The sequence below is a fragment of the Shewanella sp. 10N.286.51.B2 genome, from assembly GCF_041469265.1.
In the GTDB taxonomy this organism is placed as follows: domain Bacteria; phylum Pseudomonadota; class Gammaproteobacteria; order Enterobacterales; family Shewanellaceae; genus Shewanella.
On the sequence record NZ_JBFRKH010000123.1, the window covers coordinates 1 to 209 of the forward strand.

General features: G+C 51.2%; 1 protein-coding gene. It reads right to left on the minus strand.

The features are described 5' to 3' along the window. The coding region (locus AB4140_RS19680) for a cadherin-like domain-containing protein (protein ID WP_372002323.1) at positions 1 to 209 on the minus strand (209 nt) is incomplete at both ends.

Here is a 209-nt window from a genome sequence, read left to right on the forward strand (position 1 = left end):
ACATCCAGGCTGATGTCACCGTTGAAGTTCTCATTGGGCGAGAAGGTCACTGAGCCATCTTGGTTTTGAACCAGGATACCGTCGGTACCAGAGTAAGACACTGAGTCTAGGCTGACGGTGCCATCCACATCGCTTGAGTTCGCTAATAACTGCTCAGCGCTAATGGTGATTTGGCCGTCTTCGTTGACTGTGTATGAGGTTGAACCCGC